Here is a 22,477-nt window from a genome sequence, read left to right on the forward strand (position 1 = left end):
TGCCTGCCTTCAGGCAGCAAATGTCAGTTTGCAGGCGTGGAGGAAACGCCCACCTGCGCGGGCCGCAAAAGCCGGTCGTGCAACATGAAGCCATCGGTCATCACCTGAATGATCTCGCCCGCCTTTGTTCCCGGGACGGGTGCCTCGAACATTGCCTGATGCAACTGCGGGTCAAACGCATCGCCCGCGACCGGCGAGATCGGCGTCACGCCGTGTTTGGTCATCACGTTGATCAATTCGCGCAGCGTAAGTTCGACGCCCTCGATCAAAGCGGCCGCCTGGGTGCGGGTTTCATCTGTAGCCGAGTCGAGCGCCCGTTTCAGGTTGTCAAACACCGGCAAAAGATCACGGGCCAGCCGGGTGCTGCCATACTGCTCGGCCTCCCTGCGATCGCGGTCTGCCCGCTTGCGCGAGTTTTCCGCATCTGCGAGTGCACGCATGAACCGATCCCGCAATTCGTCACGTTCAGCGCGCAAAGCCTCAAGCTCTTCCGCTTCGATGAATTCCTCGATCTCTTCGATCTCTGTTGCCTCGGCGCTCGGGTTTTCCTGGGCCATTTTTGTCTTCCTTACACAAATACTCGGGCGATCATCCCTTGCCGCGCTCGGACACCAGCCGGCCGACAAGCTGTGCCGTGTAGTCGACAATCGGAACGATGCGACCATAATTCAGCCGCGTCGGACCAATGACGCCAACGGCACCGATGATCTTTCGATCAGCGTTCATATAGGGAGAGACCACCAGAGAGGAACCCGAAAGTGAGAAAAGCTTGTTCTCCGAACCGATAAAAATGCGCACACCGTCGCCCGTCTCGGTCAACTCGAGAAAGTCTGCGATGTCCCGCTTGCGCTCAAGATCATCGAACAAACTGCGGATACGCTCGATTTCGGGGCCTTCAGTGGCAGCCTCCAGCAAATTCGCGCGGCCCCTGACGATCAGCCGTTCTCCTTGCGTGCCGCTGTTTTCCCAAATGGCAATGCCGCTTTCCACCAACTCCCGGGCCAGAACGTCAATTTCCTGCCGGTGACGATCGATGTCTTGCGTCATTGTGCGCCGCAGATCGGACAGCGTGCGGCCTTCGGCAAGGGCGTTAAGAAAATTGGCCGCCTCTCTCATCGAAGAGGGCGTCTGGCCCGGCGGCGGGGTGAACAACCGATTTTCGACATGGCCGTCTGCAAAGACCAACACGACAAGGGCGCGCTCGGGCGACAGGCTGACAAACTCGATATGCTTGATGGGCGCCTCGCGCTTGGGCGAAAGCACGAGACTTGCGCCGCGCGTGATGCCGGACAGGGCTGAGCCGACCTGATCGAGCAACGATGCCACATCATTGTCCGAACTGCCGAGTGTGGCATCGATCTTTTCGCGATCTTCCTGCGCCACCGCGCCCACCTCGAGCAGACCGTCGACAAACATGCGTAGCCCGCGCTGAGTCGGTATCCGACCGGCGGAGACGTGGGGACTATCGAGCAGCCCGAGATACTCGAGATCCTGCATGACGTTGCGAATGGTCGCCGCCGAGACCTTTTCGGACATGCTGCGCGTCAGGCTTCGGGAGCCGACCGGCTCACCATTGGTCAGATAGCCTTCAACCACGCGACGGAACACTTCACGAGACCGATCATTCATTTCTGAAAGCAGATTCGCACCTTCGGTCATGTGACACTCCTTTCAACGCATCAGACTATTCCGATCCACGCGATGGTCAATCGGGGTTGCATAGACTGCGGTCAGGCGCATATCTGGCTTGGACCGACGGAAAGGAAAAAAACATGCGTCCCTCTGGCCGACAACTGGACCAAATGCGCCCCGTTTCTATTGAAACCAACGTGATGCGGCACGCGGAAGGTTCATGCCTGATCAAGATCGGTAACACGCATGTGTTATGCTCTGCGACGATTGAAGACAAGGCTCCGTCTTTTTTGAAGAACACGGGGCTTGGGTGGGTCACCGCAGAATATGGCATGCTTCCACGCGCGACCAACAGCAGGACGCGCAGAGAGGCGGTCCTTGGAAAGCAGTCTGGAAGAACACAAGAAATTCAAAGGCTTATCGGAAGATCTTTGCGCGCGGGCGTAGATCGTAGCGCACTTGGCGAGCGGCAGATCGTGATTGACTGCGATGTGTTGCAGGCGGACGGCGGTACGCGCTGCGCTGCGATCACTGGCGGCTGGGTTGCGCTTCGTCTGGCCGTGAACAAGTTATTGGCGGCAGGCACCATCGTGAGCGATCCTATTCTGGATCATGTCGCAGCGATTTCTTGCGGCATTTATGCAGGTCAGCCTGTGCTTGACCTCGATTATCCAGAGGACTCTGCAGCCGGAACGGATGGCAACTTTGTAGTGACGGGTCGCGGCCGTCTGGTCGAGGTGCAGATGTCTGCGGAGGGAGCATCTTTTTCTAGAGAGGAAATGCTTGAATTGCTTGGCCTGGCAGAAGCCGGCGCAAAGCGCTTGGTCGAGGCGCAGCTGAGCGCAATTGGAGGTTAGTGGGTTGCATACGCTGGGTAAGACGTTGCTGATTGCAACCCATAATCAAGGCAAGCTCGAAGAAATCACCGCGCTGCTCGCGCCTTACGGCGTGGAAGTGGTTTCTGCTGCGGCTTTTGGTTTGCCCGAACCCGCCGAAACTGAGAACAGCTTTGTTGGCAATGCCCGCATAAAGGCCCATGCTGCAGCGCTAGCGACTGGGCTACCAGCCCTTGCGGATGATTCCGGCATTTGCGTCGATGCTCTGGCAGGCGCACCGGGTGTTTATACTGCCGATTGGGCGGAGACCGGATCAGGGCGCGATTTCAAGCTGGCTATGACGCGGACATGGCAGGCCTGCGAAGACATCAACGCGACAGAACCACGAACAGCGCAGTTTCGGTGCACACTGGTGCTCGCTTGGCCCGATGGCGAGGATATGGTTTTCGAGGGCAGCATTTCAGGTAGGCTGGTCTGGCCAATGCGGGGCGCGGAGGGGCATGGTTATGACCCCATTTTTCAACCTGACGGATACGAGGAAACCTTCGCAGAAATGGACCTCGCGAAAAAGGGCCAGATCAGTCACCGCGCGGATGCATTCCGCAAATTAATCGCAAATTGTTTCACGTGAAACCCGCCCTCTGATTGGATGAGCATGATGGAACGATGGCAATCTGCGGGTTTCGGACTTTATGTGCACTGGCCATTCTGCCAATCGAAATGTCCTTACTGTGACTTCAATAGCCATGTTTCAGCGAAGGTGGATCATGATGTTTGGCGAGTTGCCTTCCTCGCTGAAATGAGGCGCTATGCCGAGCTTTCCCCAGATCGGGTTCTAAGCAGCATCTTTTTCGGTGGGGGGACACCCTCACTGATGGACCCCGCAACTGTTGAGGCCATCATTGATGATGCCGCGCAGCTTTGGAAAATCGCCAACAATGTCGAAATTACGCTTGAAGCGAACCCAACCTCCGTCGAAATCGACAAATTTCAGGCGTTCAAAACTGCTGGCGTAAATCGCGTTTCCGTCGGCGTCCAGGCACTCAATGACAATGATCTCAGACGGCTGGGACGGCTTCACGATGCGCATGAAGCCAGACGTGCAATTGAGGTTTCGCAGCAAGTTTTTGATCGCACGAGCTTTGATCTCATCTACGCGCGGCAAGATCAAACGATCGGGCAGTGGCGAAGTGAGCTGGTCGAGGCGCTGAAACTCGCAGGCGGTCATCTGTCGCTGTATCAGTTGACGATCGAGCCCGGAACAGTCTTTGGCGCAAGATATGATCGCGGGCTTCTTCGCGGACTGCCAGTCGAGGATGTAGCGGCGGAGATGTATGAGCTTACCCAAGAGATCTGCTCAGATGCGGGATATAATGCCTATGAGGTATCAAACCATGCCCGATCCGGCGAAGAGTCGCGTCACAATCTGATCTATTGGCGGGGTGGAGATTATGTGGGCGTAGGCCCGGGGGCGCACGGCAGAATCACCAAGGGAAATGGCGAAAGATTCGCCACAACGCGGCCATTGGCTCCCACAACTTGGCTTCAAGATGTGAAGACAAACGCGAAGCTCGGTTTGGAACCTATTTCTCGGGAAGACCAAGCTGCCGAATTCATTATGATGGGGCTAAGACTTTCTGAAGGTATTGATCTTACTGATTATCGCGCTATTGCAGGGAATGACTTACCCCAACAACCGATAAGTGAACTTGACGATTTGGGGCTTGTGACCGTCGCTGATGGCCGGTTAAGGGCAACTGCCTCCGGGCGCCTAGTTCTAAACGCGGTTTTGCGCAAGCTGGTTGCAGGTTAACATCAGCTTGCGAAATCTCGCGGCACCACCGAGAGCACTTGGCAGATCATGTCAAGCTGCTCAAGGTCTCGGTACCTGATCCGCAGCGTGCCGCCCTCACCCGAAACGTCATGATCGATGGATACACCCATCCCTAGGTTTGCACTTAGATCAGATTCGATGGCCCGGGTATCCGCATCCTTTTCTGTTTTACGAGGATTGCTGCCTTTCTTGTTGCCTCCGTTCGCAACTTGGCGGACCAGCTTCTCCGTTTCTCGCACGGAAAGAGCCGAGTTCACGACTTTTTGTGCAAGCGACAACGGGTCAGGGGCGCCAATCAAGGCACGGGCGTGGCCGGCCGTGAGTTTACCCGACCGTATCATTGTTAACACGTCTTCCGGCAAAGCGAGCAGTCGCATGGTGTTCGCGACGTGAGACCGGCTTTTGGATAGAGCTTCGGCCAGCTTTTCCTGGGTATGGCCGTAGTTTTCCATAAGCTGCTTGAATCCGAGCGCTTCTTCAACTGCGTTCAGATCTGCGCGCTGGATATTCTCGATAATTGCAATTTCAAGGACTTCATCATCCGAAAACTCTCGGATGACCACAGGAACTGCGTGAAGACGCGCCATCTGTGCCGCGCGCCAACGCCTTTCTCCAGCAATGATCTCGTAGGAATGAGAAGCTTTTATTGGACGAACGACAAGGGGCTGGATAATCCCTCTTCCCCGGATTGAGGCTGCGAGTTCTTCAAGAAGGCCTGCATCAAAGTCGCGCCTTGGTTGGTTTGGATTCGGGACAATCCTTTCGATCGGCACCATTGCATCCGCCGAAGTCCCGGCAGGGCTTTTGCCATCCATATCACCCTTGATGAGATTTACATCGGCCATCAAGGCTGACAGTCCGCGGCCCAACCCTTTTCGTTCTGCCTTCTTTTCCATGAGACTTCTTTCTTTTTTTAGGCAGCACGGCCGCTAGAGCGACGTGAGATGACTTCTAGAGCAAGCCGGCGATATGCCTCTGCACCTTTCGACGTCGGGTCATATTGCAATACAGGCAATGCAAAGGATGGCGCTTCGGAAACTCTTACATTTCGCGGAATCGTGGTAGCAAAAACCATATCACCCAAGTTGGCGCGCGCATCTGCCTCCACTTGCTGCGAGAGCCGATTTCGGCTGTCCGCCATGGTTATGAGCACCCCCTCAATTCTAAGGCGAGGATTTGCAGACTTGCGAATGTCTCGAATCGTGAGCATTAGCTGTGACAGCCCCTCCAGAGCAAAAAACTCACTCTGGAGGGGGACAAGCACGGATTCTGCCGCGACGAGAGCATTAACTGTCAACAATGACAGCGATGGCGGACAATCAACCAGGACGAAGTCGAACCCGGCAGCTAGAAAACTGGCTTCCGAAACAGCATCGGCCAGGAGAAACGAGCGCTTTTCGCTGGAAACGAGTTCAATGTCCGCAGACGCTAAGTCAGCGTTCGCCGGGCAAACGCTGATTCCAGGCACTGTAGAGTTTTGACAAAGATCTGTTATCAGCGCTTGCTCAAGTAATAGATCGTAGCTGGTCTTGCCTCGTGCCTCCGGGGAGACGCCCAGACCAGTCGACGCATTTCCTTGTGGGTCAAAGTCGATGACCAAAACCTTGTATCCGAACTCGCTGAGCCCAGCAGCAAGATTGATGGTCGTTGTAGTCTTCCCCACTCCGCCCTTTTGATTGGCAACAGCGATAACCTTTGGAGAACGGCGTGAGTTCGACTCAGACATGCCGGATATTCCTTATCTCCAAGACTGCAGATGCTCGCTCCGTCACGCTCTGGTGCACCGTAAGGTCAAAGACCCATGCCGCCTTCGCCTGAGTGATCTCATCCTGGTAACGAACGCCCTTGGGGAAAAGAGCAACTCCATTTGTCGCCATATGCAAGTTCGCGAATTCGCACAGCCGCGGCAAGCCCGCCAACGCGCGCGCCGACAACACCGCCGCTCCTAAAGGCGGGACCCTTTCGATCCTCTCCGTAAAGACCTCTACTGTGACCTCCAATTGGCGGGCAGCCTCGCGTAAAAATGCGGACTTACGCTGATCAGCCTCCACGAGCACAACCCGACCTCCGACACCCTCTTCAGCCATCATAATCGCGACAACCAGACCCGGAAATCCGCCGCCACTCCCGAGATCACACCAAACACCGCCGCGGAAATGTGCGAGACGAAATATCTGCATAGAATCGTCGATATGACGCGATCTAATGGTCTTCAAGCTTTCCTTCGACACAAGATTGATGATCGGATTCCACTTTTGGACCAAGCGCTCCAGAAGCAGAAGCTTCTCATCTGTTTCACGTGAAACAATCCGCTCGGCAGACGTCGACTTTTGTGCCATCAAGGCACCGCCTTCAGTGCAGTATATTTGCGAAGGTTCGCCAAGATTAGAGCCAAACCCGCCGGAGTCATTCCTTCGATCTTAGCAGCCTCCGCGAGACTTGCTGGCCTACACCTCATAAGCTTTGATTTAAGCTCGCCCGAGAGACCTGACAGCGTTGCGTAGGGAAAATCACAGGGTATAGCCGTAGCTTCCTCACGCTTAAGCTGAGATATCTGCGCGTCTTGCCGATCAAGGTAACGCCCATAGGCAGCGTCTCGCAGGACTTGCTCCCGAATGCTGGAATCAAGTGCGCTCAGGTGCGGAACCAGCCTATTTTGATCTTCTGCCGACATCGGATACGCGCCTAAAACCTCAAGAGCGGTTCGACGCGAGCCATCGGCGCTCACCTGTAGCCCAAAGGAAAGCAGATCGCGCGGTGTGAATGTGATCATCTGCAATGCTTGTTTCGCATTCGCCAACGCTTCCGCTTTGGTGGAAAACGCTTTTTGTCGCACATCACTGACGATACCCAGATCTACTCCTCTTGGTGTCAACCGCTGGTCTGCATTGTCCGCGCGCAAGGACAACCGATATTCGGCGCGGGAAGTAAACATCCGATACGGCTCAGTTACACCTCGGGAACGCAAATCATCCGTCAGAACGCCAATGTAGCTGTCAGCACGATGAAAAATGACTTCCGGCTCCCCCTTTGCAACCATGGCAGCATTCAAACCTGCGCAGAGACCCTGAGCGGCCGCTTCTTCATATCCGGTTGTCCCGTTAATCTGGCCAGCCAAGAAAAATCCTTTGATTTCCTTGAGTTCTAGCGCAGCTGACAAAGCGCGCGGGTCAAAAAAATCATATTCGATGGCATAGGCTGGTTGAAGGATAACCGCCTTCTCAAGTCCTTCAATGGAAGAGACGTAGGACTGCTGTACATCAAATGGAAGCGATGACGAAATGCCATTAGGATAAACAGTATGATCGCTTAGACCCTCTGGCTCAAGAAAGACCTGATGACTGTCCTTATCGGAAAACCGCGTAACTTTATCCTCGATGGAAGGACAATAGCGCGGTCCAACCCCTTCGATGTGGCCTCCGTACATGGCAGAGCGCGACAGATTCTCTCGAATGATGTCATGTGTGCGCTCATTTGTTCTCGTGATGCCGCACGAGATCTGTCGCGCCACTGGCTTGTGGTTTAAAAAGGAAAAGAGGACCGGGTCTTCATCGCCCGCCTGCATTTCCAGGATATCCCAATTGATCGTCCGCCCATCCAACCTCGGAGGCGTTCCGGTTTTAAGTCGGCCTCGCTTGAGACCAAGATCGTTGAGCCGATCGCCGAGAGGGATTGACGCATCATGGCCCATCCTTCCCCCGGATTGACGTTTGTCCCCGATATGGATCACGCCGTTAAGAAACGTGCCGGTTGTCAGAACAACCGCTCGGGCACCAATTCTTTCTCCGCCACGCAACAGCACGCCCGTAACCCGATGCTCCAGAGTCACGAGGTCAACCACTTCTCCCTCAACCAGCGACAAGCCCGCTTGAGCCCGAACTTCTTCCTGCACAAAGGAACGATATAGCGCCCGATCCACTTGCGCTCTCGGACCCTGAACCGCAGGACCCTTTCGCCGATTAAGCAATCTGAACTGGATCCCTGCTGCATCGGCTGCCCGACCCATCAATCCATCCAATGCGTCAATCTCACGCACCAAGTGACCCTTCCCAAGCCCTCCGATCGCAGGGTTACAGGACAAAAGCCCAATCGCATCCAATTTTTGTGTGATCAGGGCCACGGTGACCCCCGCCCGAGCGGCCGCCAGCGCAGCCTCAGTACCGGCGTGCCCGCCGCCCACAACGATAACATCGAAATGTTTCACGTGAAACAACCCTACTTTCCGATACAAAAGCTGCTGAATATCTCATCAAGCAACGTCTCTACCCCGATTTTTCCCACCAGAAGATCAACGGCTTGGGTGGAGGACCTCAATTCTGCCGCGACCAATTCAAGAGGAACATAATCAGCATACAGCAATTCGAGGGCAGACTCCATGCTGACACGCGCCAACGCGAGCGCAGACCTATGGCGTTCTCGAATGAGGACCCCAGATCCCGAGACCTGCCCCTCTAGTCGATGTCGAATGGTCTCGACCAGCAATGCCAGACCTTCCCCTGTCTTGCTTGAAACAGCGCCTGGACGAGGTGACAGATCGGCTCTGCTCCACACAACTATGTCCGCATTCATCTGAACGTCAGGAGTCTCGTCAGGCGCCAAAACAAGCAATCGTACATCAGCTAACTCCGCACGCTCCCTTGCCCGCGCAACACCAATCCGTTCGACTTCATCATCGGTTTGGCGCAGGCCGGCAGTATCGACAAAAGTCACAGGAAGGCCGCCGAGGTCCATTCGAACCTCGATAATGTCCCGAGTTGTTCCTGCAACAGGTGAAGTAATGGCCGCCTCTCTCCCAACCAGCGCATTCAGCAAACTGGACTTGCCCGCGTTCGGCGCACCTATAATCGCGACCTCAAATCCTGCGCGCACCCGTTCGGCACCTCGGCTGTTGTCAATTTCCTCGCGAAACTCTTCGCAGAGACGGAGCACGATCTCGCGAACATCCGAAGTCACATCAACAGGAACCTCTTCATCGGCAAAATCAATTGTCGCCTCGATAAGTGCCGCCGCCCGAATAAGGTCGGCACGCCACCGAGCAGCCTTTACACCGATCGCACCCGACAACACCCGCTGTGCCTGGCGCCGCTGTGCCTCTGTTTCTGCGTCGATAAGATCCGCAAGTGCCTCCACTTGGGTCAAATCCAATACACCATTTTCCAGTGCGCGACGGGTAAACTCTCCAGCCTGTGCAAGCCTCAGGCCTGGCACAGACTCCAGAAACTTCAACAAGGCAGAGACGACCGCTTCCCCTCCATGAATCTGAAACTCGACGACGGGCTCACCGGTAAAGCTTGCACCAGCTTCGAAATACAAAACCAATCCTGTGTCCAGAACCTCGCCCTTCGCCATAAGTTTGCGAAGTGACGCGCACCGGGGTCGGAGGCCGGTAATTCCAAGTGCTGCTGCTGCTTCCAGAGCGAGGGGGCCAGACACTCTTACAACAGCAACCCCCGCTCTACCGCGTGCTGTTGCCAGCGCGAAGATCGTGTCCGACATGACTTTGGCCCTGTTTTAGGCTTCAGGTGTTCATCGATTCGAAAAATTCAGCGTTCGACTTCGTCTGCTTCAGCTTGGAAAGCAAGAACTCGACCGCATCCGTCGTGCCCATCGGATTTAGAATGCGCCGCAGAACATAAGTCTTCTGCAAATCCACCTTCTCGACAAGCAAGTCTTCTTTCCGCGTCCCGGACTTCAAGATATCGATCGCCGGGAAGACGCGCTTGTCAGCCACCTTCCGATCAAGAACAATCTCGCTGTTCCCGGTGCCTTTGAATTCCTCGAAAATCACCTCGTCCATCCGGCTTCCGGTATCGATCAGAGCCGTTGCGATGATCGTCAGCGAACCGCCTTCTTCGATATTCCGTGCCGCACCAAAGAACCGCTTCGGGCGCTGCAAGGCATTTGCGTCAACGCCCCCTGTCAGCACTTTACCCGAGGACGGTACAACAGTGTTGAACGCTCGACCCAGACGCGTGATCGAGTCGAGCAAGATAACAACATCCCGCTTGTGTTCGACGAGACGCTTCGCCTTTTCGATCACCATTTCTGCCACGGCGACGTGCCTTGTCGCAGGTTCGTCAAAGGTCGAGGACACAACCTCACCCTTCACGCTCCGCTGCATATCCGTAACCTCTTCGGGGCGCTCGTCGATCAGCAGAACGATCAGATAGCACTCGGGATGATTCGTCGAAATCGAATGGGCAATGTTCTGCAACAGAACCGTTTTTCCGGTCCGTGGCGGTGCAACGATCAGTGCCCGCTGTCCCTTTCCGATAGGACATACCAGATCGATGATCCGCGCAGACCGATCCTTCACCGTCGGATCATCGACTTCCATCTTCAAACGCTCGTCGGGGTAAAGCGGCGTCAAGTTGTCAAAATGAACCTTATGCTTGGCACGTTCAGGATCATCAAAATTGATCTTGGTGGCCTTGATCAGACTGAAGTACCGCTCGTTCTCGCGCGGGGCCTGAATGACCCCCTCGATCGAATCCCCGGTGCGAAGGCTGAACTGCCGGATCATGTCCGGGCTGACATAGATATCATCAGGGCCGGGAAGATAGTTTGCAGAAGGGCTTCGCAAGAAGCCGAAACCATCCTGCAGCACTTCAAGCACACCGTCGCCGCCGATTTCGAAGCCTTCTTCCGCATGTTCCTTCAAGATCTGGAACATCATCTCGCCCTTGCGCATGCTCGGTGCGTTCTCGATCTCCCACTCTTCCGCCATCGCCAAAAGATCGGCAGGCGTCTTCGCTTTCAGATCGGCAAGATTCAAGCGTTCTACAGTCATATAACAGTCCTCGCGTCGCCCATCCTCAGGATAAGCGCCACATCTGCATCATCGGGAAAACAAGTGACCGGACGGCCCTCGTTTGCCGCGATAACGAGAGACCTTGTGAAAGTCAAGAAATCAGAACTTCACGATCACCGCGAACACGATGAACAACAGCAAAATTGTAGGGACCTCGTTCATCATCCGGTACTGCCGACCGCTGATCGAATTCGTTCCGCTCACAAATGACTTGCGCTGTCTTGCCAGCCACATGTGGAACCAAGTCATCGCAAGCACCGACGCAGCCTTCACCCAAGGCCAGACCATCGACCAGTCGACAATGCCCGGAACTGCCACCAAAGAAAGGCCGAATACCCAAGTCGCGATCATGGCCGGGTTCATGATGGCGCGCAGCAGGCGGCGTTCCATCGTCTGGAACAGTTTGTCCGTCTTGCTTCCGGTCTCCACCACTTCGACGTGATACACGAAAAGTCTCGGCAGATAGAACAGACCTGCCATCCAGGCGATCACTGAGACCACGTGAAGAGACTTTATCCAGAAGTACCAGTCGGTCAGTAAGTCGTGCATCGCGTCCTCGCTCTTCCTGCATCTTTAATAAAATAAATAAAGAAATGAAATGTAGATGTAGGCCTTGTGGAAAACAGAATTTCCGCTCTTGTCCGCGCAGTTGTCCACATCGAGACGCTCTCAGGATAACACTGTGGAAAAACCGGCCACCCTGTGGAAAGTTTTTATTTTATATTTTTTTATCTTATACTTAGCAACTCAAGGATCGCTGCACTTTCTTCCACGATTCTTGTCGGACCATGTCGCTGTCCCGATTCCCACAAAGCCGCTCGGCCAGTTTGCACAGCTGGATAACTTGGGACTTCGGCTTGACAAGAAGCGGTCGTATGCCGTCCTCTTGCCACATCGCCCGGAAGTCCCCATTCGGCGTCACAAGAACAAAATGAGCATATCCACAAAGCTGTCCCCGCTGGAATGACCTTCATCCTCGCCTCTACGTCTGAAATCCGGCGCAATCTTTTGGCTGCCGCCGGGGTCGATTTCACTTTTCACGCCGCCCGTATCGACGAAGACTCGATCCGTCGCAGTTTGCAGGCAGAGGGCGCACGGCCTCGGGATATCGCCGACACCCTTGCCGAGATGAAGGCCCGGAAGATCGCGGATCGCTTTCCCGAAAGCATGGTGCTCGGATGCGATCAAATTCTTGATTTTGATGGGGAAATCCTCGGAAAACCCTCGAATGCCGAAGAGGCCCGCGATCATCTTCGCCGCTTGCGTGGCCAAACCCACCGTCTTTGGTCTGCTGCCGTCATTTATGATCAAGCAAAGCCGGTGTGGCGGATCGTGACCGAGGCTCGTCTTGTCATGCGCCCGATATCCGACAGCTATCTGGAGGATTATCTGGCTCGCAACTGGGAAAGCATCCGTCACAGCGTCGGCGCATACAAACTCGAAGAAGAAGGTGCGCGCCTCTTCTCCTCGATCGACGGGGATTACTTTACCGTGCTTGGTCTTCCGCTTCTGCCGGTTTTGGGGTATCTGGGTCAGAGAGGTCTCATCCCGACATGACAGATCATCCCCGCGTTCCCCTTGCCGGTGTCATCGGCCACCCGATAGCACACAGCCGCTCCCCTGCGCTGCACGGGTACTGGCTCAAGCGTTACGGGATTCGGGGTCACTATGTTCCGCTCGACATCGCCCCGAGTGATCTTGCCCAGATGCTTCAGGTTCTTCCTCGTCTGGGCTTTGTCGGGGTCAACATTACCATTCCCCATAAGGAAGCGATCCTGAAGATCCCCGATGTTATCATCACGGATCGCGCGGCATTGATCGGTGCCGCCAACACCCTGATTTTCCGTAAGGATGGGCGGATCCAGGCCGATAACACCGATGGCTCCGGCTTCATTGCAAATCTGCGTCAAAACGCACCGCATTGGGTTCCGTCAGCGGGTCCGGCCGCAATTTTCGGTGCTGGCGGTGCCGCACGGGCTGTTATCGCCGCGCTTATAGAAGTCGGGGTGCCAGAGATACGGATCGCCAATCGCACCCGTCCGCGGGCCGAGGCGCTTCGTTCCGATTTTGGCGCAAAAGTTGTGGTGAGCGAGTGGGTCCAAGCCTCCAGCATGCTGGAAGATGCGATGACAGTGGTCAACACCACTTCGTTGGGGATGACAGGCAAGCCGGATTTCCGCGTTCCGCTCGAAGGCCTACGGTCCGATGCGGTGGTGACAGATCTGGTTTATACTCCGCTGATGACCCAGTTCCTGATTGAAGCCCAGGCAATGGGCTGCACCGTTGTTGATGGTCTGGGGATGTTGCTGCATCAAGCGGCTCCGGGGTTTGAACGTTGGTTCGGTCAGCGTCCCGAAGTGGATGACGCCACCCGCCGCGCCGTCCTCTCGGCATGAGCGCTTTTCGTCTCGGCCTAACTGGCTCGATCGGGATGGGAAAGTCGACGACGGCCGCAATGTTCGTCGCCGAAGGGCTTCCTGTATGGGATGCCGATGCCGCCGTGCACCGGCTTTATGGTGCCGGCGGTGCGGCAATCGGGCCAGTGTCGGACATCTGCCCGGAGGCTGTTGTCAGTGGCCAAATTGACCGCAGCGTTCTTCGTGCGTGGATTGCCGATGATCCTGCCGCCCTGCCCCGACTGGAGGCGCTGGTGCATCCTTTGGTCGCGCAAGACCGGGAGGCTTTTGCGCGTGCCGCCCGAAGCGATATCGTCGTCTTTGACATTCCCCTGTTGTTTGAAAAGGGTACGGAAGCGGAGATGCACGCCACATTGCTGGTGACAGCTCCTCCTGCGGTCCAGCGTCAACGCGTTCTGGACCGTCCTGGCATGAACGAGGCGCAGTTTGCCTTGCTGTTGAACCGGCAAATGCCCGACGCCGACAAGCGCACGCGCGCAACCCATATCGTGGAAACGCTTTCTATCCCCCAGACCCGCGCCTATGTGCAGGCACTCATCGCTTATCTGCGGAGGCAACATGCGTGAAATCGTTCTCGATACCGAAACGACCGGTTTCGAACCGTCAGAGGGCCACCGCATCGTCGAAATCGGCGCGGTAGAGCTTTTCAACCATTTGCCGACCGGAAAGACCTACCACCAATATATCAACCCCGAACGCGCGATGCCGAAAGAGGCGTTCGAGGTGCACGGTCTTGGCGATGAGTTCCTCAAGGACAAGCCGCTCTTTCACAGCATTGGCCGCGCCTTTCTCGATTTTATCGGTGATGCGCAGTTGGTCATTCATAATGCCGCCTTTGACATGAAGTTTCTCAACTTCGAACTTGAGCGCGCGAACCTGCCCACACTTCCGAACAGCCGGGCGACCGATACCCTGATGATCGCGCGCCGAAAATTCCCCGGCTCGCCGGCGTCGCTCGATGCTCTGTGCCGCCGCTTTGGTATCGACAACTCGGCGCGGGAAAAGCACGGCGCGCTCCTCGATTCCGAAATTCTTGCCGAGGTGTATCTTGAACTGGTTGGCGGCCGGCAGCCCGACTTCATGCTGGGCACCGCGGCGGCCGCCCCCAAACAGGCCGGTCCTGCCGAGCACGGGTCGGATTGGCGCCCGCGACCACGTCCGGAACCGCTGCCTGTCCGGATAACGGAAGAAGAGGCGGCGGCTCACGCCGCCTTTGTCGCCAAGCTTGGCGACCAATCCATCTGGCAAAAGCGCGGATGAACGCAAAAGGCCGGCCCCGATGGACCGGCCTTTTCAATGATTTTTGGCAAACTCAGTTGGGCTGGCCTTGAGGCGCTTGCGATTGGGCGCGGCGCGCAAGTTCTTGCCGGTATAGTGCCAGATAATCCACCGTATCGATGTTCAGCGCGGGGAATCCGCCATCGCGGGTCACGTCGCTGATGATCCGCCGGATGAAGGGGAACAGCAGGCGCGGACATTCGATCAGAAGGAAGGGGTGCAACTGCTCGTCCGGAACGCCTTCGATATGGAACACCCCACCATAGTCGATTTCGAGCAGGAACAGCGTTTCATCATTCGCACGGTTCTTCGAGGTCACCCGAAACTTCTGGATGACTTCGAACTGGTGGTCTTGCGGGCGCTTGCGGGCATCCAGACTGACTGCAACCTGAATGTCGGGCTGCACTTCGCCGCCGTTCAGCCCCTTCTGGGCAACAGCGTTTTCAAAGGACATGTCGCGGATAAACTGCGCCAGCACCTGCATTCTGATCTGTGGTTGCGCCTGTGGTTGCGCGGCTGCGCCATTTTCCTCGTCGGCCATCGTCTTGGTTCTCCCTGAGAAACACTTCGGTTGCGTTCCTAACAGGTCACAAGCGCGTTCTCAATGCCGGGTCCATCCCGAGGGAGGCTTTGGCGCAGGGTTTTCCTCCACCTCGAAAAACTCTCCATCAATCACCGTAAGACCGTGACGGTGAGGTGCGGTTTGCCGCACGCCAAAGGTTTGAATGCTGATGCGGGCGCCCACAAAGGCGATAACAGCCTCCCGCAGTTTTGGCACCATCAACAGAAAGCCGATTGTATCGGTGAAAAACCCCGGCGTCAGAAGCAAGAGGCCCGCCAAGACAATCAAAGCGCCATGGGCAAGCGGTGACAGCGGGTTTTTCAACTGACCCATATCGCCGCGCAGTTCGGCCAGAACCTTCAACCCCTGCCAACGCATCAGCGCCGTTCCCACAATCCCCGTGAGCAGCACCAATCCCAGCGTAGGCCACAGCGTCAGCCATCCGCCCACTGTGATGAAAAGCGCGATTTCGATCAAGGGAACGATCAGGAACACGGCAAAAAGCCACATCTTGGCCTCCTTCAGCGGAAAATGCAGGCCGAGTGGCGGTAGACACCGCCCCCTGCCAGCCCTACATAAGAGCCGATGGTCCAAGTTACCAACCCCCAAAAATAGGCCGGGCCTTTCGCGGCATCTGATCGAGGTTTTGAATGAACTCTTCCCTGATCCAGCTTCTCGTTCTTGCCGGGATCGCAATCTTTCTCATCCTGAAGCTGCGTTCGGTGTTGGGCACGCGGGACGGATTCGAAAAGCCTCCGGTTCCGCTGGAGGATGTGCGTCCGCGTGTAAAGCGTGACTTTGAGGTGATCGAGGGCGGACCGGACCGCGACATCACCGACCATGCTGCCGACGGGTCCGAAAGCGCCAAGGCGCTGGCGGCGATGAAGCTTGCCGAACCGGGGTTCTCGGTCAACACCTTCCTGCAGGGTGCCCGCGGTGCCTATGAGATGATCCTTATGTCCTTCGAGCGTGGCGATCTCGACTCGATCCGTCCGTTTCTGGATGATGAAATTGAGGCAGCTTTCGCGCAGGCGATCAATGCGCGTGAGGCTGAGGGGCTGACGGTGGAGGCGACCTTCGTCGGCCTGCGCGAACTCGCGCTGCACAATGCGACCTTTAACCGCGAAACGAAGCGCGCCGAAATCGCAGTGCGCTATGTGGGCGAGCTTACCTCGGTGATCCGCAATAAAGCGGGCGAAATCATCGAAGGTAACCCCAAGGAAATCAAACGCCAGCGCGACATCTGGACCTATGCCCGCACGATGGGTGCATCAGACCCGAACTGGCAGCTTGTCGCAACGGGCGACTAGAGCCTGCGGTGGCTTGGCTTGGTCATGCAGTCAAAGCGTTACTTCTCGGCGTGGCCATGATGGCCGCGCCAGCAGCTCCGGCGCAGATACTGGACTTTCAAGATCTTGAAGGTTGGGAAGAAGACGATCACCGCGCGGCGTTGACCGTATTCCGCAACACATGCGCCCTGCTTCGCGACCCGTTATGGTCACCCTTGTGCAAACTCGCGGCAGACACGGGGTCTTCTCAGGCCGAGGCGCGGCAGTTCTTCGAACTCTTGTTTCGACCCGTTGTCGTCGGCTCGCCTCCTGCGCTTTTCACGGGGTATTACGAGCCTGAGCTGAACGGCTCTCTGGTGCGTACACCGCGTTTTACATATCCCCTTTATCGCAAGCCGCCAGAACTGACAGAAGGCCAGATCTACCATGCGCGCGATGCGATAGAGGCTGGTGTGTTGCGGGGCCGTGGCCTGGAATTGGTCTGGCTGGATGACCCTGTGGAAGTCTATTTCCTGCAGGTGCAGGGTTCGGGACGCATCCGCTTGCCTGACGGAAAGGTGATGCGCGTCGCCTACGCAGGAAAGAATGGCCACCCTTATCGCTCTATCGGGCAGGAACTGATCCGTCGCGGCGCGTCGATGGCGGATGTATCGGCGCAAGATATCAAGGCATGGGTGCGCGCAAATCCCGGGCCCGGCCGCGCTCTGCTCAACTCAAACCCCTCTTTCGTGTTTTTCCGGAAGCTGGATGATCTGCCGCCCGAAAGCGGTCCGATCGGGGCGATGGGTCGGCCAATCACGGGTATGCGCTCTGTTGCGATTGACCCGGCCCACGTCCCGCTCGGCGCGCCGGTCTGGATCGAAAAGGACGGCCGACACCCTTTGCGCCGTCTGATGATCGCCCAAGACACGGGAGGGGCAATCAAGGGCGCACAACGAGCGGATATTTTCTATGGCACCGGCTTTGCTGCTGGCGAAGAGGCGGGGCGCATCAAGGATGGCGGGCGACTGATCCAGCTTTTGCCGATTGATCGCGCTTATGCCCTTTTGTCGGATGGCTGACAGATGTCCCGCCGCCGCACCCTCCGTCCCGACGAGATTGACCTGTGGCAAGCTGTGACCCGCACGGCGCGCGCAATGCATTCCAATGCCGAAGCGGTCTTGCGCCCCAAAGCTGACCCTGCCCCTTCCCCCGTCGTGCAGCAAAGCAGCACCACGCCGACGCCCCTGCCCGTCTTCCAGCTTGGGGAAAGGGCGCGAAAGACATCAAGCCACAACCTTGCGCCCAGCTTGCCGCAGATGCTTGCAAGCGCCCCGCTCCAGATGGATGCCAAGGCCTACGGGAAGATGACACGCGGCAAACTGCTTCCAGAGGCGCGCATTGACCTGCATGGCCTGACACTTGCCGAAGCCCACCCTGACCTGATCCGGTTCATTCTGAACTCCCACGCCCAAGGGCTTCGTCTCGTCCTTGTAATTACCGGCAAGGGCAAGGCAAAGCCTGACCACGGACCAATTCCATCACGCATAGGCGCGCTGCGTCATCAGGTTCCGCAATGGTTGCGGCTTCCGCCGATGGGTGCTGCCGTGCTGCAAGTGACCGAGGCACATGTGCGCCACGGCGGGAGCGGTGCGTATTATGTTTACCTGCGGCGCAACAGATAGGGCCTTAGCGCTGCAATTCGTTTCCGATGGCCACAACCGGGCTCAGGATGATCTGTGTCGCATTTTGCACTGTCAGCACCGCCCCGGGCAAGAGACCGGTGCGCCTGACCCGCTCTGCATCAAGCGATGCATCGACCGAAAGAATCCCGTCAAGAAGCCGCAGCAGACTTGGCGAGTCGCCCAGGTTGAAGTGACCCGCCCCGCTGCTGAATGCCGCAGTATCAAGGAAGGTGATCGGCAGGTCACCGACGCGCGAGATATCTTTGAGCGTGCCCAAACGATCCCTTTGGCCTGTCAGTGTTGCGGACAGCCGCAATATCCGGTCGCGCTCGGAAGAAAATACGATGAACGGCTCGGGCAGCTTTGGTATGGCCAGAGCCTGCGCACGGAACACATCCACATCGATATCGGGTGAAATCAGGATCACACCGCCGATCCGGTCCAGAATCCGGTTTTCTTTTCTGATGGCGATCTGTCGCAGCCCCTCCATGACCAAGGCGCTTCCCATCGAATGGGCGACAACCACGATGCGTTTGGCACCCGCCCCTTCGATTTCAACCAGCAGCCTTTCGAGCCCGTCACGCGAAAACAGGGCTGAATCGCGATCATAAACATAGCCAAGTGGCTGCGCGGCCGATGGCCATGAATAATGCACCACGGCCCCCGGCAGATCGAGATCATGTGCCATCTGTGCAATGCGATAAACACCTTCGGAAAAGGTGTTGTTGAAGCCGTGCACAAAAACCACCGCCTCACCGCCGTTGGCCCGCAAATCCTTGGCCAAGGCAGCGCGGAAATCGTCGCTGGATTGATACCGCCCTGCCGAGGTGGTCAAGAACTGCGTTTTGGGGTCAATCCTTCCGGAACGCGGGGGCCAGTTGATCTCGCCGGCGGTGCGCTCGGGCGGGATGGAAACCCCGATGCGCGAGAAACTGACCGCTTCGACGCGCCTCGTGTTGTAACTGCCATTCTCATCGATGCCGCGGGTAGTGGCCACGAAGATCTGTCGCTCTGTCCCGACTTGAGCCGCCTCGGGTGCGTATGCCATCTGCCCGCGTGGCGCGCAGGCCGCCAAAAGACAGAGGACCAAAGCCAGCTTGATTGGTTTCAGCACAACACGACCCAAATCCAGAACGATGTGCTCTCCAATTGACGCTTCCCAAGCTTCCGTCAAGCGATGGCGACACAACAGATGGACGAATATCTGCCGACGCGGGTCACAAAACGTAACGCGACAGATCGACGGATCGGGCCAGCGCGCCCACATTCGCCTCGACAAAGGCAGCATCAATGCTGACCTTGTCACCCGAGCGGTCAGGTGCCGAGAAGCTCAACTCTTCAAACACACGCTCCAGAATTGTGTAAAGCCTTCGTGCGCCTATGTTTTCAACCGATTGGTTCACATCGGCTGCAATACGGGCCAAGGCCGAAATGCCGTCAGGAGTGAAGGTTACACTAACCTCTTCTGTAGCCATCAAAGCCGAATACTGGCGTGTCAGCGAGTTTTCGGTCTCTGTCAGAATCCTGACAAAATCGCCCTCTGTCAGCGGCTTCAATTCAACACGGATAGGCAGACGGCCCTGCAATTCGGGCAGAAGGTCGGACGGTTTGGCGACATGGAAGGCGCCACTGGCAATGAACAGGATGTGATCGGTCTTGACCGGTCCGTACTTCGTCGAAACGGTTGTGCCTTCGATCAGCGGCAGCAAGTCGCGCTGCACGCCTTCGCGGCTGACGTCTCCGCCGCGGGCATCGCTTCGCGCACAAATCTTGTCGATCTCGTCCAGAAACACGATGCCATTTTCCTGAACCGCCGTCAGCGCCGCGGCCTTTACAGCCTCATCGTCCAAAAGCTTGTCTGCCTCTTGCCCGATCAGCAGGTCATAACTGTCTGCCACGCTTACCTTCTTGCGAACCGTGCGTCCGCCAAAGGCTTTGAACAGGTCTTGCAGACCCTGCATCTGCATTTCCATTCCGGGGCCGCCCATCATCGGCAGCGGGCTGGACGTGTCGGCGATTTCAAGTTCGATTACGGTTGAATCAAGCTCGCCACGCCGCAGCTTTCCGCGAAACATCTCGCGTGTCTGTTCGCGCGCATCCTTGCCAGCGAGCGCCTCTATCACCCGATCTTCGGCGGCAGCTTGTGCACGCGCCTTGACGTCATCCCGCATGCGCTCACGGGTGTCGATCATCGCGGCATCCACCAGATCGCGGATGATGCTGTCAACATCGCGCCCCACATAGCCGACCTCGGTGAACTTGGTCGCCTCGACCTTCAGAAAGGGTGCCTTTGCAAGCTTGGCCAAACGACGGGAAATCTCGGTCTTACCCACGCCTGTTGGTCCGATCATCAGGATATTCTTCGGATAGACCTCGTCGCGCAGATCATCGGCCAGCAGCTTTCTACGCCAGCGGTTGCGCAAGGCGACAGCAACAGCACGCTTGGCGTCATTCTGTCCGATGATAAAGCGGTCAAGTTCCGAGACGATCTCGCGCGGTGTCAGGTCAGTCATGTTGTGCTCATGTAAGGAGGAAGCCGATCCTTTCCGGGAAACTCCGGCAAGGCGTGCATGAGGGCAGAACGCAGGCGGTCCCATTGTGCCCCGAGGAAAACGAGTGCGAAACCCAGAAACAAGATCACCAGCGCCGAGCTGTCGAACAGCGTAAAGACAAGCCATACGGCATATCCTGCGCCCGATACCAGAAATGAACGGCGGTCGATTACCAGCGCCACCGCAGCGATGGCCAGCAGGAATACCAGCAGGAAAATTTGCCCGCCTTGGCCGCTTGCCAGCAGATAGAGGGCTGTAGTGTTCACGATGGCGGGCGCGGCGGTGACATGGAGCCAGAAACCCGTGGTGCTGCGGGTCGATACGCGCAGAGGGTCTGACATGTCAAAGCGAAGGGCGAGCGCGAAAACCAGAAGTCCGAATACAAATGACAGCACCGACAGGGGACCGCTCCCCGACATGTGCAGCAGCCCCATGCCAGTCTCGGGAAGGATGCCGCCCATGGCGAGCAGTGACCACACAAAACAAAAAACAGCCGTTGCGATGATCGCCGCATCAAACGGCACCCGAAACGTCCGGTAATGCCCCCACATGATTCCGGCAATTGCCGCCCAAGACAGTGCAGATGCCGAAAGCGCCTGCAGTCCGGCCAGATCTGCCAGCGCAAGGCCTAACACCCAAGCGGTCAGCGCGCTCATGATTGCCAGCGCGATTGATGGGGCGATCATCCGTCTCGTCAGCGTGAAATATCGCTGCGCCGCCGCGAGTCCACCCAGCGTGACTGCCGCGACAAGCACGGTATCAAGTCCGCCGGGGCTGAAAATCTCGGCGCCCAGAATGGTCGCGATGCCAGTCCAGCCCATGAACAGGATCGAAAGGCCAATGACGATAAAGATCTCGTTGAAGCCCTTGAACAGGACGAAAGGCTCTTCACCCGGCTCGACCCGTGCCACCGCCTGCCGGCGCGCCTCGGCCAATCCAATAAGCCCCGCGGCCTGTGACTCTGTAATCAGACCGCGTTGCACCGCTGCGCGAAGGTCTTGGGCGTCGATCATCCGGCTGAAATCCGTTCCACCGTCAAATTGCCATTGGTATAGACGCAAATGCTTGCCGCTATGGCCATCGCCTTGCGGGCAATATCCTCAGCCCCAAGCTCTGTCTCCATCAGTCCGCGCGCGGCGGCCAAGGCAAAGTTTCCGCCCGAACCGATGGCGGCCACGTCATACTCGGGCTCAAGCACGTCCCCCGCTCCGGTGATGACATAAAGCCCCTGCCCGTCCGTCACGATCAGCATGGCCTCGAGATTGCGCAGATACTTGTCCATGCGCCAGTCTTTCGCCAGATCGACGCAGGCACGGGCCAACTGGCCGGGCGCAGCCTCCAGCTTCTTCTCCAGACGCTCTAGCAAGGTGAACGCATCGGCTGTGGAACCGGCAAAGCCGCACACCACGTCATGGCCGCCGGGGGCCAGCCGTCGCACTTTGCGGGCGCTGCCCTTGATCACGGTCTGGCCAAGCGAGACCTGACCATCACCCGCGACCACAACTTCGCCGCCCCTGCGCACGGCGAGAATTGTCGTTCCGTGCCAACCGGGAAATTTGTCGTCTGCCATCAAAGCGCCTCCGTCTTCTGTGCCCTTATATG

The 22,477-nt window shown here is 57.1% G+C and carries 25 protein-coding genes; 10 read left to right on the forward strand and 15 right to left on the reverse strand.

Annotated features, from left to right (window positions below; translation table 11 throughout):
* Positions 1 to 23: 23 nt before the first annotated feature.
* A complete protein-coding gene (locus G3572_RS17875) occupies positions 24 to 557 on the reverse strand; it encodes a nucleotide exchange factor GrpE (RefSeq protein ID WP_164614443.1) in 534 nt (177 codons plus the stop codon).
* 31 nt (positions 558 to 588) lie between these two features.
* Positions 589 to 1,659 (reverse strand): heat-inducible transcriptional repressor HrcA, encoded by a 1,071-nt coding sequence (gene hrcA, locus G3572_RS17880; RefSeq protein WP_164614445.1) that lies wholly within the window; start codon positions 1,657 to 1,659, stop codon positions 589 to 591.
* A gap of 113 nt (positions 1,660 to 1,772) precedes the next feature.
* On the opposite strand from hrcA, the gene rph reads away from it, so the two are divergent.
* From rph to hemW, 3 genes are read left to right on the forward strand one after another with little or no spacing between them, the layout of a single operon-like run.
* Positions 1,773 to 2,489 carry a ribonuclease PH gene (gene rph / locus G3572_RS17885; RefSeq protein ID WP_164614447.1) on the forward strand — a complete coding sequence of 239 codons (717 nt, stop codon included), beginning with the start codon at positions 1,773 to 1,775 and terminating at the stop codon, positions 2,487 to 2,489.
* Positions 2,490 to 2,514: 25 nt separating this feature from the next.
* Entirely contained in the window at positions 2,515 to 3,099 is a 585-nt protein-coding gene (gene rdgB / locus G3572_RS17890) for an RdgB/HAM1 family non-canonical purine NTP pyrophosphatase (protein WP_240335620.1), read from the forward strand.
* A 27-nt stretch (positions 3,100 to 3,126) separates the two neighbouring features.
* The gene (gene hemW, locus G3572_RS17895; RefSeq protein ID WP_164614451.1) at positions 3,127 to 4,281 is read left to right on the forward strand and encodes a radical SAM family heme chaperone HemW; all 1,155 of its coding nucleotides are present in this window, start codon (positions 3,127 to 3,129) and stop codon (positions 4,279 to 4,281) included.
* 2 nt (positions 4,282 to 4,283) lie between these two features.
* Here hemW and G3572_RS17900 read toward each other — a convergent pair whose 3' ends face one another.
* From G3572_RS17900 to hemJ, 7 genes are all read right to left on the reverse strand, one after another.
* Entirely contained in the window at positions 4,284 to 5,198 is a 915-nt protein-coding gene (locus G3572_RS17900) for a ParB/RepB/Spo0J family partition protein (protein ID WP_164614452.1), read from the reverse strand.
* A gap of 17 nt (positions 5,199 to 5,215) precedes the next feature.
* Positions 5,216 to 6,028: a ParA family protein gene (locus tag G3572_RS17905; RefSeq protein ID WP_164614454.1), complete on the reverse strand. Its 813-nt coding sequence runs from the start codon at positions 6,026 to 6,028 to the stop codon at positions 5,216 to 5,218.
* Positions 6,021 to 6,641, reverse strand: coding sequence for a 16S rRNA (guanine(527)-N(7))-methyltransferase RsmG (gene rsmG, locus G3572_RS17910; protein ID WP_164614456.1), 621 nt, complete (start codon positions 6,639 to 6,641; stop codon positions 6,021 to 6,023). Before rsmG ends, G3572_RS17905 begins: the two co-directional genes overlap by 8 nt.
* Positions 6,641 to 8,506 carry a tRNA uridine-5-carboxymethylaminomethyl(34) synthesis enzyme MnmG gene (gene mnmG, locus G3572_RS17915; protein WP_164614458.1) on the reverse strand — a complete coding sequence of 622 codons (1,866 nt, stop codon included), beginning with the start codon at positions 8,504 to 8,506 and terminating at the stop codon, positions 6,641 to 6,643. Before mnmG ends, rsmG begins: the two co-directional genes overlap by 1 nt.
* 11 nt (positions 8,507 to 8,517) lie before the next feature.
* A complete protein-coding gene (gene mnmE / locus G3572_RS17920; RefSeq protein ID WP_164614460.1) occupies positions 8,518 to 9,798 on the reverse strand; it encodes a tRNA uridine-5-carboxymethylaminomethyl(34) synthesis GTPase MnmE in 1,281 nt (426 codons plus the stop codon).
* 22 nt (positions 9,799 to 9,820) lie between these two features.
* Entirely contained in the window at positions 9,821 to 11,092 is a 1,272-nt protein-coding gene (gene rho, locus G3572_RS17925; protein ID WP_164614462.1) for a transcription termination factor Rho, read from the reverse strand.
* 120 nt (positions 11,093 to 11,212) lie between these two features.
* Positions 11,213 to 11,662 (reverse strand): protoporphyrinogen oxidase HemJ, encoded by a 450-nt coding sequence (hemJ, locus tag G3572_RS17930; protein ID WP_164614464.1) that lies wholly within the window; start codon positions 11,660 to 11,662, stop codon positions 11,213 to 11,215.
* Between the two features lie 414 nt (positions 11,663 to 12,076).
* Between hemJ and G3572_RS17935 the strand changes: the two genes are divergently transcribed.
* The 4 genes from G3572_RS17935 to dnaQ are packed head-to-tail and all read left to right on the forward strand — an operon-like array spanning position 12,077 to position 14,790.
* Complete coding sequence (locus tag G3572_RS17935; RefSeq protein WP_164614466.1) at positions 12,077 to 12,670, forward strand: Maf family protein; 594 nt, start codon at positions 12,077 to 12,079, stop codon at positions 12,668 to 12,670.
* Positions 12,667 to 13,509: a shikimate dehydrogenase gene (locus tag G3572_RS17940; protein WP_164614468.1), complete on the forward strand. Its 843-nt coding sequence runs from the start codon at positions 12,667 to 12,669 to the stop codon at positions 13,507 to 13,509. Before G3572_RS17935 ends, G3572_RS17940 begins: the two co-directional genes overlap by 4 nt.
* A complete protein-coding gene (gene coaE / locus G3572_RS17945) occupies positions 13,506 to 14,096 on the forward strand; it encodes a dephospho-CoA kinase (protein WP_164614470.1) in 591 nt (196 codons plus the stop codon). The genes G3572_RS17940 and coaE overlap by 4 nt, the downstream gene beginning before the upstream one ends.
* Entirely contained in the window at positions 14,089 to 14,790 is a 702-nt protein-coding gene (gene dnaQ, locus G3572_RS17950; RefSeq protein WP_164614472.1) for a DNA polymerase III subunit epsilon, read from the forward strand. Before coaE ends, dnaQ begins: the two co-directional genes overlap by 8 nt.
* A 52-nt stretch (positions 14,791 to 14,842) precedes the next feature.
* Here dnaQ and secB read toward each other — a convergent pair whose 3' ends face one another.
* Positions 14,843 to 15,349 carry a protein-export chaperone SecB gene (gene secB / locus G3572_RS17955; RefSeq protein WP_164614473.1) on the reverse strand — a complete coding sequence of 169 codons (507 nt, stop codon included), beginning with the start codon at positions 15,347 to 15,349 and terminating at the stop codon, positions 14,843 to 14,845.
* A gap of 60 nt (positions 15,350 to 15,409) precedes the next feature.
* Complete coding sequence (locus G3572_RS17960; protein ID WP_164614476.1) at positions 15,410 to 15,880, reverse strand: FxsA family protein; 471 nt, start codon at positions 15,878 to 15,880, stop codon at positions 15,410 to 15,412.
* 140 nt (positions 15,881 to 16,020) lie between these two features.
* Here G3572_RS17960 and G3572_RS17965 point away from each other — a divergent pair, with 140 nt between their 5' ends.
* The 3 genes from G3572_RS17965 to G3572_RS17975 are packed head-to-tail and all read left to right on the forward strand — an operon-like array spanning position 16,021 to position 18,323.
* Positions 16,021 to 16,680 (forward strand): Tim44/TimA family putative adaptor protein, encoded by a 660-nt coding sequence (locus G3572_RS17965; RefSeq protein WP_164614478.1) that lies wholly within the window; start codon positions 16,021 to 16,023, stop codon positions 16,678 to 16,680.
* Between the two features lie 56 nt (positions 16,681 to 16,736).
* A complete protein-coding gene (gene mltA, locus G3572_RS17970) occupies positions 16,737 to 17,720 on the forward strand; it encodes a murein transglycosylase A (protein ID WP_164614480.1) in 984 nt (327 codons plus the stop codon).
* Between the two features lie 3 nt (positions 17,721 to 17,723).
* On the forward strand, positions 17,724 to 18,323 hold the full coding sequence (locus G3572_RS17975; RefSeq protein WP_164614482.1) for a Smr/MutS family protein: 600 nt from the start codon (positions 17,724 to 17,726) through the stop codon (positions 18,321 to 18,323).
* A gap of 4 nt (positions 18,324 to 18,327) precedes the next feature.
* Here the strand turns inward: G3572_RS17975 and G3572_RS17980 are convergent, their stop codons facing one another.
* Genes G3572_RS17980 through hslV form a run of 4 tightly spaced genes read right to left on the reverse strand, consistent with a single transcriptional unit; the run spans position 18,328 to position 22,445 of the window.
* Positions 18,328 to 19,611, reverse strand: coding sequence for an alpha/beta hydrolase (locus G3572_RS17980; RefSeq protein ID WP_164614484.1), 1,284 nt, complete (start codon positions 19,609 to 19,611; stop codon positions 18,328 to 18,330).
* Positions 19,541 to 20,836: an ATP-dependent protease ATPase subunit HslU gene (gene hslU, locus G3572_RS17985; RefSeq protein WP_164614486.1), complete on the reverse strand. Its 1,296-nt coding sequence runs from the start codon at positions 20,834 to 20,836 to the stop codon at positions 19,541 to 19,543. The genes G3572_RS17980 and hslU overlap by 71 nt, the downstream gene beginning before the upstream one ends.
* A complete protein-coding gene (locus G3572_RS17990) occupies positions 20,833 to 21,888 on the reverse strand; it encodes a hypothetical protein (RefSeq protein ID WP_164614487.1) in 1,056 nt (351 codons plus the stop codon). Before G3572_RS17990 ends, hslU begins: the two co-directional genes overlap by 4 nt.
* On the reverse strand, positions 21,885 to 22,445 hold the full coding sequence (gene hslV / locus G3572_RS17995; protein WP_164614489.1) for an ATP-dependent protease subunit HslV: 561 nt from the start codon (positions 22,443 to 22,445) through the stop codon (positions 21,885 to 21,887). Before hslV ends, G3572_RS17990 begins: the two co-directional genes overlap by 4 nt.
* Positions 22,446 to 22,477: the final 32 nt, after the last annotated feature.

Source organism: Pseudotabrizicola algicola (assembly GCF_010915705.1).
In the GTDB taxonomy this organism is placed as follows: domain Bacteria; phylum Pseudomonadota; class Alphaproteobacteria; order Rhodobacterales; family Rhodobacteraceae; genus Pseudotabrizicola; species Pseudotabrizicola algicola.

Excerpts from the sequence above, each read along its gene's own strand:
- G3572_RS17875 (WP_164614443.1), bottom strand. The coding sequence starts at position 557 with ATGGCCCAGGAAAACCCGAGCGCCGAGGCAACAGAGATCGAAGAGATC.
- hrcA (WP_164614445.1), bottom strand. The coding sequence starts at position 1,659 with ATGACCGAAGGTGCGAATCTGCTTTCAGAAATGAATGATCGGTCTCGT.
- rph (WP_164614447.1), top strand. The coding sequence starts at position 1,773 with ATGCGTCCCTCTGGCCGACAACTGGACCAAATGCGCCCCGTTTCTATT.
- hemW (WP_164614451.1), top strand. The coding sequence starts at position 3,127 with ATGGAACGATGGCAATCTGCGGGTTTCGGACTTTATGTGCACTGGCCA.
- G3572_RS17900 (WP_164614452.1), bottom strand. The coding sequence starts at position 5,198 with ATGGAAAAGAAGGCAGAACGAAAAGGGTTGGGCCGCGGACTGTCAGCC.
- G3572_RS17905 (WP_164614454.1), bottom strand. The coding sequence starts at position 6,028 with ATGTCTGAGTCGAACTCACGCCGTTCTCCAAAGGTTATCGCTGTTGCC.
- rsmG (WP_164614456.1), bottom strand. The coding sequence starts at position 6,641 with ATGGCACAAAAGTCGACGTCTGCCGAGCGGATTGTTTCACGTGAAACA.
- mnmE (WP_164614460.1), bottom strand. The coding sequence starts at position 9,798 with ATGTCGGACACGATCTTCGCGCTGGCAACAGCACGCGGTAGAGCGGGG.
- rho (WP_164614462.1), bottom strand. The coding sequence starts at position 11,092 with ATGACTGTAGAACGCTTGAATCTTGCCGATCTGAAAGCGAAGACGCCT.
- hemJ (WP_164614464.1), bottom strand. The coding sequence starts at position 11,662 with ATGCACGACTTACTGACCGACTGGTACTTCTGGATAAAGTCTCTTCAC.
- G3572_RS17935 (WP_164614466.1), top strand. The coding sequence starts at position 12,077 with ATGACCTTCATCCTCGCCTCTACGTCTGAAATCCGGCGCAATCTTTTG.
- G3572_RS17940 (WP_164614468.1), top strand. The coding sequence starts at position 12,667 with ATGACAGATCATCCCCGCGTTCCCCTTGCCGGTGTCATCGGCCACCCG.
- coaE (WP_164614470.1), top strand. The coding sequence starts at position 13,506 with ATGAGCGCTTTTCGTCTCGGCCTAACTGGCTCGATCGGGATGGGAAAG.
- dnaQ (WP_164614472.1), top strand. The coding sequence starts at position 14,089 with ATGCGTGAAATCGTTCTCGATACCGAAACGACCGGTTTCGAACCGTCA.
- secB (WP_164614473.1), bottom strand. The coding sequence starts at position 15,349 with ATGGCCGACGAGGAAAATGGCGCAGCCGCGCAACCACAGGCGCAACCA.
- G3572_RS17960 (WP_164614476.1), bottom strand. The coding sequence starts at position 15,880 with ATGTGGCTTTTTGCCGTGTTCCTGATCGTTCCCTTGATCGAAATCGCG.
- G3572_RS17965 (WP_164614478.1), top strand. The coding sequence starts at position 16,021 with ATGAACTCTTCCCTGATCCAGCTTCTCGTTCTTGCCGGGATCGCAATC.
- mltA (WP_164614480.1), top strand. The coding sequence starts at position 16,737 with ATGATGGCCGCGCCAGCAGCTCCGGCGCAGATACTGGACTTTCAAGAT.
- G3572_RS17975 (WP_164614482.1), top strand. The coding sequence starts at position 17,724 with ATGTCCCGCCGCCGCACCCTCCGTCCCGACGAGATTGACCTGTGGCAA.
- G3572_RS17980 (WP_164614484.1), bottom strand. The coding sequence starts at position 19,611 with ATGCTGCCTTTGTCGAGGCGAATGTGGGCGCGCTGGCCCGATCCGTCG.
- hslU (WP_164614486.1), bottom strand. The coding sequence starts at position 20,836 with ATGACTGACCTGACACCGCGCGAGATCGTCTCGGAACTTGACCGCTTT.
- G3572_RS17990 (WP_164614487.1), bottom strand. The coding sequence starts at position 21,888 with ATGATCGACGCCCAAGACCTTCGCGCAGCGGTGCAACGCGGTCTGATT.
- hslV (WP_164614489.1), bottom strand. The coding sequence starts at position 22,445 with ATGGCAGACGACAAATTTCCCGGTTGGCACGGAACGACAATTCTCGCC.